Below are 7,554 nucleotides of genomic sequence, written 5' to 3'. Positions count from 1 at the left end.
GCAGCAGGGTCACGAACACCATCCAGGCGAGGCCGATGTTCATGCACCAGAACGAGGTTCGCGCCAACTTCTCCGGCCACTTGTCGGCCGGGATCACGTAGCGGAACGCGAACATGGCCAGGCCGACGGCGAGCATGCCGTAGACCCCCATCATCGCGCCGTGGGCATGGTTGGCGGTCAGTGCGGTGCCGATCTGGTAGTAGGACACGATCGGCAGGTTGATCAGGAAGCCGAAGATGCCTGCGCCCAGGAAGTTCCAGAATCCGACGGCGACCAGAAACATGACCGCCCAGCGATGCGGGAAGGGTTTGGCGTCACCCGACTGCTGTCGCGAACCCAGCTGCAGGAACGCCCATGCCTCGACGGTGAGGAAGGTCAACGGAATGACCTCTGCCGCCGAGAAGAACGCGCCAAGCGCCATGTGTTCCACCGGGGTGCCGGAGAAGTACAGGTGGTGCATGGTGCCGATGACCCCGCCCGCGGAATACAGGATTACGTCGAGAAAGATCACGCCCAGCGCGATCCGTTCGCGCACCACGCCGAGCAACACGAACATGTAGGCCACCATCACCGTGGTGAACAGCTCGAGGAAGTCCTCGACCCACAGGTGCACCACCCAGAACCGCCAGAATTCGGCGACGGTGTAATGCGTGCCGCTGCTGGCCAATAGCCCGACGGTGTAGAACGCCGGGATCGCCAGCCCGGAGAAGAAGAACAACCACGGCATGTTCATCTTCGATTCGCCTTTGAGGCGCGCGCGCATGCCCCGGAAGATGATCGCAATCCACACGAACATGCCGATGATCAGCAGGATCTGAAACAGCCGCGGCAGGTCGAGATACTCCCACTGCTGGGACAGCAGCCCGTGCGGGATCACTCCGTAGATCGAGAGTGCCTCGCAGATCAGCGATCCGAACACCACTACCGCGACCGCGCCCAGCAACACGTAGGCCAGCAAGCCCTGACGGCGCGGTTCGCGGCGGGCGATGAACGGCACCAGGAAAATGCCACCGGCCAGGAAAGCCGCCGCGGTCCAGAACAGCGACAGTTGCACATGCCAGGTGCGGGCGAGGTTGTAGGGCAGCACGCGGGCCAGATCCAGCCCGAAAAAGTTCGACAGGTCGGCCCGGTAATGCTCGGCCGCCGCGCCCAACAGCGTCTGCGCCAGGAACAACACCGACACGATCGCGAAGAACCAGATCGTGGCCCGCTGCGCGGGCGTCAGGCTCACTTCGCCGGGCTGGCGGAAGGACAGCGTGGACGACTCCGCCCCGTGCCAGCCGACCTTCTGGCTCCAGCGCCCGTAGACCGCGAACATGACGCCGATGCCACCCAGCAGCGCGATCAGCGACAGCGCCGACCACACGATCACCGGCGCGGTGGGCCCGTTGTCGACGCGCGATTCGGCCGGCCAGTTGTTGGTGTAGCTGTACTTGTGGCCGGGGCGTTCGGCCGCCCCCGCCCAGGCCGTCCATGCGAAGAACGCCGTCAGGTCGTGGATCTGCGCCTTGTCGGTGATCATCTGGGGCAGTAGCCCGTATTTCGTCGAGTTCTCGCCGAAGAAAGCGGCGTAGTGGCGCTGAATGTGCTCGAACGCCGCGGCCTGCCGGTCGGTGAACACCAACGTCTTGGTGTTGCCGTTGTAGCGGTTGGTGCGGAATTCGGTGACCACCCGGTCACGCGGATCGGCGACCCCCTGCGCCCGTAGCTGATCGCCCACGTCCTGCGTCGCCATTCGCAGGTACTCCGCGGTGTAGTCGGGCCCCAGGTAGGCGCCATGCCCCAGCACCGAGCCGTATTCCATGAGGCCGCGCGTCTGGTAGAGCTCCTGCCCCCGGGTGATGTCGTCGCCGGTGAACAGCAGCTGGCCCGACTCGTTGACGACCTTGTCCGGCATCGGCATCGACGCCGAGTACGTGCGGTAGGCCAGGATGCCCATGACCAGGAAGCCGAAGATCATCACCAGGGCGACGCCCTGAATCCAGCCTTTGCCGACCAGCGGCTGCGAGGAAGTCGGTCGAGCGGTCTGTTGAGCGGCCATCTGCGAGTCTCCCGTCTTCAAGCGTGTTCGCTTGTCATCGCGGTGGGAACGCCAATTCCCGCCGCCGCTGGTCCCAGGGGCCAATGGCCTCGATTTCGGGACCAATGCCCCTGGGGCAGAGACGTTCCCGGCCATACCGTCGTGGCTGAGCGACGTGAAAGTTCCCCGCGTACAGCTCAGCAGAGGAGACCGCGATGAGCAATAGCCATCCAGGTCCGGCGGTCGTCGTAGGGGTGGACGGATCGAGGGCGGCGACGCAGGCGGCACTGTGGGCCCTCGATGAGGCGGCCAGCCGGAACATCCCAATGCGGTTGATCTACGTCGTCGATCCGCAGGACGCCTCCAGCGCGCACGCGTGCGAGACGCGCCTCGCCGCAGCACGGACGGCGCTTGCCGAAGCCCATCGGTCCGTCGACGCCACCGGCGTTCCCGTCCAGGTCGAAACCGAGATCGTTTGCGGGAGGCCGCTGACCAAGCTGACCGAGGAGTCGAGGTCGGCGGCCATGATGTGTATCGGTTCCATCGGGCTGAACCATGCCTGCCATGGCGAACCCTCCGTAGCAACCTCCTTGGCCCGCTCTGCCCGGTGCCCGCTGGCCGTGATCCATCAGCCTGCGAGACGGTCGACACCCCCGAAGGTCGACAGCGTCGTGGTCGACGTCGACAACGGCATGGTGCTGCGGCGCGCGTTCGACGAGGCCAGGCTGCGCGGAGCCACACTGCACGCGCTCTGGGTATGCCCCGAGGACGCACACGATGGAACGCGTTCGGCGCAAGCGCAATTGAGTCGACGACTTGGGCGGTGGACGCGGCTGTATCCCGACGTCCGGGTGGAGTCCGCGATCGTGCGGGGCAGTGTGGAGCAATACATCCGCGCCCACTCCGAAGCGGGCCAGTTGCTGGTCACCGACTCTCATGCCGCTGAGCAGGCCTGCAACGCGGCGCATTCCGTGCTGGTGATCCGGTGCAGCAACTTATGAGGGTGGGGTGTGGCGATGGCTGAAGCGAGTGCGGATCTGACCGACCGCGCCGACGTGGAGGCGTTGCTGCGCCGCTTTTATGGGCGGGCGCTGAACGACGAGGTTTTGGCCGAGCCGTTCGCCGGACTGCGCGCCGTCGGGTTGGACGCGCACGTGCCGACGATGTGCGATTTCTGGGAGACCGTGTTGTTTCGCGCGGGCCGCTACCGCGGTAGCGCGCTGCAGGCGCACCGGGACATTCACCGGCGCACCCCGCTGTCCAACCGTCACTTCCTGCGGTGGCTCACCATCTGGCACGCCACGGTCGACGACATGTACCGCGGACCGGCCGCGGACCGGGCGAAGGTTCAGGCCGCCAGGATCGCCTGGGCCATGCACCGCCGGCTGACCGGACTCGATGCGCCCGAACTGCTCGCCACCGTCGCCCCCTGATCAGCCGTGGCTGATCCGCAGCAGCTCGGCCAGGTTGGGCAGCTTGACGCGGGGGCGGCCATGCGGCTCGCCGGCCGCCCGCTCATGGCGGTCGATGATCTCCCAGTGCGCCGACGTCACCAGCTTGGGCTGGCGTGAGGCGAGCCAGTCGGCCAACTTGTCGGCGTGGTCCTCGGGGAACTCGGCCATGCCGCCTTCTTTCGCGCGGTCCAGGTCGGCGAGCAGGGTGTCGACCGTGTCCTGGGAGTCCTTCTTATTGGTGCCGATGACACCGGTCGGCCCGCGCTTGATCCAACCGACGACGTATTCGTTGCGGCTACCCTCCACCCGGCCCGCGGCGTTGGGGATCGTCGCCGTCTTCTCGTCGAACGGCAGCCCCGGCGTCGGCACACCGCGGTAGCCGACCGACCGCACCACCAGCTGAACCGGCAACTCCTCGCGCTCGCCCGTGTCCTTCGCCGACACCCGCCCGTTCTCGTCGGTCACCAGTTCGTTGCGGCCCAGCACGATCCGCTCCACCCTGTCCTCGCCCTTGATCTCGATGGGCGAGGTCATGAAACGCAGCACGATCCGGCGGTGACCGGGGCGCGGCTCGCGCTGTGCATAGCCACGGAGCACGTTGATGTTCTGCTTGGCCGTCTTGCCGGCCGCGGCGGCGTCCTCGTCGGTGATGCCCTCCAGCTGGGCGGGATCGACGATCACGTCGACGCCTTCGAGGTCTCCCAGCTCACGCAGTTCGAGGGTGGTGAAGGCGGTCTGCAGGGGTCCGCGCCGGCCGAGGACCACCACTTCCTCGACGCCGCACGGCCGCAGTGACTCGAGCGCGTGATCGGCGATGTCGGTGGCGCCCAGCACGTCGGGATCGGTGACCAGGATGCGTGCCACGTCGAGTGCAACATTGCCGTTGCCGACCACCACGGCGCGGGCGCCCGAAAGGTCGGGCGTCGCCTCCTCGAAGCTGGGATGCGCGTTGTACCAGCCGACGAAGTCGACGGCGGCGACACTGCCCGGCAGCTCCTCCCCGGGGATGTTGAGCGCGCGGTCGGACTGCGCACCGACGGCATAGACGACGGCGTCGTAGCGTTCGGCCAGCTCACTGGACTGCACGTGCTCACCGACCACCACGTTGCCGAAGAACCGGAAGCGGGGATCTTCGGCGGTCTTTTCGAACTGCTTGCTGATCGATTTGATCTTCGGATGGTCGGGTGCGACGCCGGAGCGCACCAGCCCCCACGGGGTGGGCAGCATTTCCAGCATGTCGACGGCCACATCGATGTCCTCGGACGCATCGGCCGCCTTCAGCAGGGAGGACGCGGCGAAGAATCCCGACGGTCCGGAGCCGACGATTGCAACGTGGTATGGGCGCATACTCGACCTTCTATTCGTGCCCGGTTAGCGCGCGGGGGGCTGTCGGCGCGCAGCGCGGGGCGCACATGATCGTGACTCGATGCTAAACGCATGACCGCTGGTCGTGGCCTGAGCACTCGCCGGGAGCCGATGCGCTTGGCGGGTCCCGGTAACGTTGTCCGCTGTGGAACCCGACCGTCAAGCCGATATCGCCGCCCTTGACTCCACCCTGACCACGGTGGAGCGGGTGCTCGATGTGGACGGTCTGCGCAGTCGCATCGAGAAGCTCGAACACGAGGCGTCCGATCCTCAATTGTGGGATGACCAGGCCCGCGCGCAGCGGGTGACCAGTGAGTTGTCACACGCCCAAGGGGAGCTGCGGCGGATCGAGGAGTTGCGGGGACGCCTCGACGACCTGCCGGTGCTCTACGAGCTGGCGACCGAGGAGGGTGCGGCGGACGCGCTCGCCGAGGCGGACGCGGAGCTCAAGGCGCTGCGGGCGGATATAGAGGCGACCGAGGTGCGCACCCTGCTCTCGGGGGAGTACGACGAGCGCGAGGCGCTGGTCACCATCCGATCGGGGGCCGGCGGGGTGGACGCCGCCGACTGGGCCGAGATGCTGATGCGGATGTACATCCGGTGGGCCGAGCAGCACAAGTACCCCGTCGAAGTGTTCGACACTTCTTATGCCGAGGAGGCGGGCATCAAGAGTGCGACCTTCGCGGTGCACGCCCCGTTCGCGTATGGCACGTTGTCGGTCGAGCAGGGCACCCACCGATTGGTGCGGATCAGCCCGTTTGACAACCAAAGTCGACGGCAAACGTCGTTCGCCGAAGTCGAGGTTCTTCCGGTGGTGGATACCACCGACCACATCGACATTCCGGAAGGCGATGTGCGCGTGGATGTTTACCGCTCCAGCGGTCCCGGCGGCCAATCCGTGAACACCACCGACTCGGCGGTTCGTTTAACCCACATCCCAACGGGTATCGTCGTGACTTGCCAGAACGAAAAATCGCAACTGCAGAACAAGATCTCGGCGATGCGCGTGCTTCAGGCAAAGTTGTTGGAGCGCAAGCGTTCCGAAGAACGCGCGGAGCTGGACGCGTTGAAAGGCGAAGGCGGCAGTTCATGGGGCAACCAGATGCGCTCCTACGTCCTGCACCCCTATCAGATGGTCAAGGACCTGCGGACCGAGTACGAGGTCGGCAATCCGGCGGCCGTCCTGGACGGAGACATCGACGGGTTCCTGGAAGCGGGAATCCGGTGGCGCAACCGAAAAGATGACGACTAACACAACTCTTCTCGCCTCGATAAAGGCGCTGGGCTGGCACGACTTCTGGCGCGGTGACGTCGGGCAATGGATTATCACCCGCGGTCTGCGGATCGTGATGGTGCTGATCGTGGCGGTGCTGGCGGCCCGGTTCGTCAACTGGGTCGCGCAGCAGGTGACCCGTCAGCTCAACCTGGGCTTCGCCGAGAGCGACGCGTTGGTCCGCTCGGAAGCCTCGAAGCACCGCCAGGCTATGGCGTCGGTGATCTCCTGGGTGTCGGTGGTGCTCATCGGCATCTGGGTGATGATGCAGATCGCCGACGTGCTGCAGTTCTCGGTGGGCGGACTGGTCGCGCCGGCCACCGTGGTCGGCGCCGCGCTGGGTTTCGGCGCGCAGCAGCTGGTGCGAGACCTGCTCTCCGGTTTCTTCATCCTGGCCGAACGGCAGTACGGATTCGGAGACCTGGTCACGCTTACCGTCGTTTCCGCGACGGAGGCCAGCGGCACCGTCGAGAACGTGACGCTGCGGGTGACCCGGCTGCGCTCGCCGGACGGCGAGGTGTTGACCATCCCGAACGGCCAGATCGTCAAGGTGGTCAACCTGTCCAAGGATTGGGCGCGCGCGGTGGTGGACATCCCGGTGTCCACGAGCGCCGACCTGAACCGGGTCAACGAGGTCTTGCACCAGGAATGCGATCGCGCCATGGATAACCCGGTGTTGGGCGAATTGCTGTTGGACGCCCCCACGGTGATGGGCGTGGAGAGCATCGAAGTCGACACCGTCACCCTGCGGCTGGTGGCCCGGACCCTGCCCGGCAAGCAGTTCGAAGCGGGCCGGCAGCTGCGTGTCCTGGTCATTCGGGCGCTGGCCCGCGTGGGCATCGTGACCTCGGCGGACGCGACGGTGGGCCTGGTGGAAGACCCGTCGGTCCCGGCCGCCCAGGCCGCCGAAGAGCGAATCGACAATGACGTGCAAGGTGCGGTGCAGAAGCGTTGAAGTTCACCCTGAGCATCTTCGAGAAGCGCAGCGAGGACTCGGATGCGGACCGTCGCTGGCCGCACTACATGTTCGGCGGGCGAGTTCGCACGTCGACCTTGGTGTTGATCGTCGCTTTCTTCGTCGTGTGGTGGGTCTACGACACCTACCGTCCGGAACCGGCGCCCAAGCCGCCGGCGCAGCAAGTGGTACCTCCGGGTTTCGTGCCCGACCCCAACTACACCTGGGTGCCGCGCAGCCGCGTGCAGCAGCCGCCGCCCACCGCCACGTACACGCCGACGCCGACGAGCACGCCGCCGCCACCACCGCCCCCACCGCCGGTGACGACGACCACGACGACGCCGCCGGTGCAGCTGCCGCAGCTGCCCTGCCTGCTGCCGCCGCCCTTCTGCCCACCCAGCACGAGCGCCACCACACCGCCGCCTCAGCTACCGCAGCCGGGGCCCGGGCCGGCGCCTAGTTCACCGCTGCCGGCCAGTTGACTTGG

7 protein-coding genes are annotated in these 7,554 nt (G+C 66.6%); 5 read left to right on the top strand and 2 right to left on the bottom strand.

All coding sequences use genetic code 11. The features are described from left to right. The coding region (locus A5709_RS01480) for a nitric-oxide reductase large subunit (RefSeq protein WP_068117462.1) at positions 1–2,041 on the bottom strand (2,041 nt) is incomplete at its 3' end. A 194-nt stretch (positions 2,042–2,235) separates the two neighbouring features. Here A5709_RS01480 and A5709_RS01475 point away from each other — a divergent pair. After that, positions 2,236–3,021 carry a universal stress protein gene (locus A5709_RS01475; RefSeq protein WP_068117459.1) on the top strand — a complete coding sequence of 262 codons (786 nt, stop codon included), beginning with the start codon at positions 2,236–2,238 and terminating at the stop codon, positions 3,019–3,021. A gap of 15 nt (positions 3,022–3,036) precedes the next feature. After that, entirely contained in the window at positions 3,037–3,453 is a 417-nt protein-coding gene (locus A5709_RS01470; RefSeq protein WP_068117456.1) for a group III truncated hemoglobin, read from the top strand. Here the strand turns inward: A5709_RS01470 and A5709_RS01465 are convergent, their stop codons facing one another. Continuing rightward, the gene (locus tag A5709_RS01465; RefSeq protein WP_068117451.1) at positions 3,454–4,821 is read right to left on the bottom strand and encodes an FAD-dependent oxidoreductase; all 1,368 of its coding nucleotides are present in this window, start codon (positions 4,819–4,821) and stop codon (positions 3,454–3,456) included. 163 nt (positions 4,822–4,984) lie between these two features. On the opposite strand from A5709_RS01465, the gene prfB reads away from it, so the two are divergent. Genes prfB through A5709_RS01450 form a run of 3 tightly spaced genes read left to right on the top strand, consistent with a single transcriptional unit; the run spans position 4,985 to position 7,549 of the window. Further along, positions 4,985–6,091: a peptide chain release factor 2 gene (gene prfB, locus A5709_RS01460; protein ID WP_068011252.1), complete on the top strand. Its 1,107-nt coding sequence runs from the start codon at positions 4,985–4,987 to the stop codon at positions 6,089–6,091. Beyond that, positions 6,081–7,067 carry a mechanosensitive ion channel family protein gene (locus tag A5709_RS01455; protein ID WP_068117447.1) on the top strand — a complete coding sequence of 329 codons (987 nt, stop codon included), beginning with the start codon at positions 6,081–6,083 and terminating at the stop codon, positions 7,065–7,067. Before prfB ends, A5709_RS01455 begins: the two co-directional genes overlap by 11 nt. After that, complete coding sequence (locus tag A5709_RS01450; protein WP_067946372.1) at positions 7,064–7,549, top strand: hypothetical protein; 486 nt, start codon at positions 7,064–7,066, stop codon at positions 7,547–7,549. The genes A5709_RS01455 and A5709_RS01450 overlap by 4 nt, the downstream gene beginning before the upstream one ends. The last annotated feature ends 5 nt before the right edge of the window (positions 7,550–7,554 follow it).

The sequence above is a fragment of the Mycobacterium sp. E1386 genome, assembly GCF_001672745.1.
Lineage (GTDB): Bacteria > Actinomycetota > Actinomycetes > Mycobacteriales > Mycobacteriaceae > Mycobacterium.
Note: the sequence above shows the minus strand (reverse complement) of the source record. Positions and strands in the feature narration are given on the sequence as shown.

Excerpts from the sequence above, each read along its gene's own strand:
- A5709_RS01475 (WP_068117459.1), top strand. The coding sequence starts at position 2,236 with ATGAGCAATAGCCATCCAGGTCCGGCGGTCGTCGTAGGGGTGGACGGA.
- A5709_RS01470 (WP_068117456.1), top strand. The coding sequence starts at position 3,037 with ATGGCTGAAGCGAGTGCGGATCTGACCGACCGCGCCGACGTGGAGGCG.
- A5709_RS01465 (WP_068117451.1), bottom strand. The coding sequence starts at position 4,821 with ATGCGCCCATACCACGTTGCAATCGTCGGCTCCGGACCGTCGGGATTC.
- A5709_RS01455 (WP_068117447.1), top strand. The coding sequence starts at position 6,081 with ATGACGACTAACACAACTCTTCTCGCCTCGATAAAGGCGCTGGGCTGG.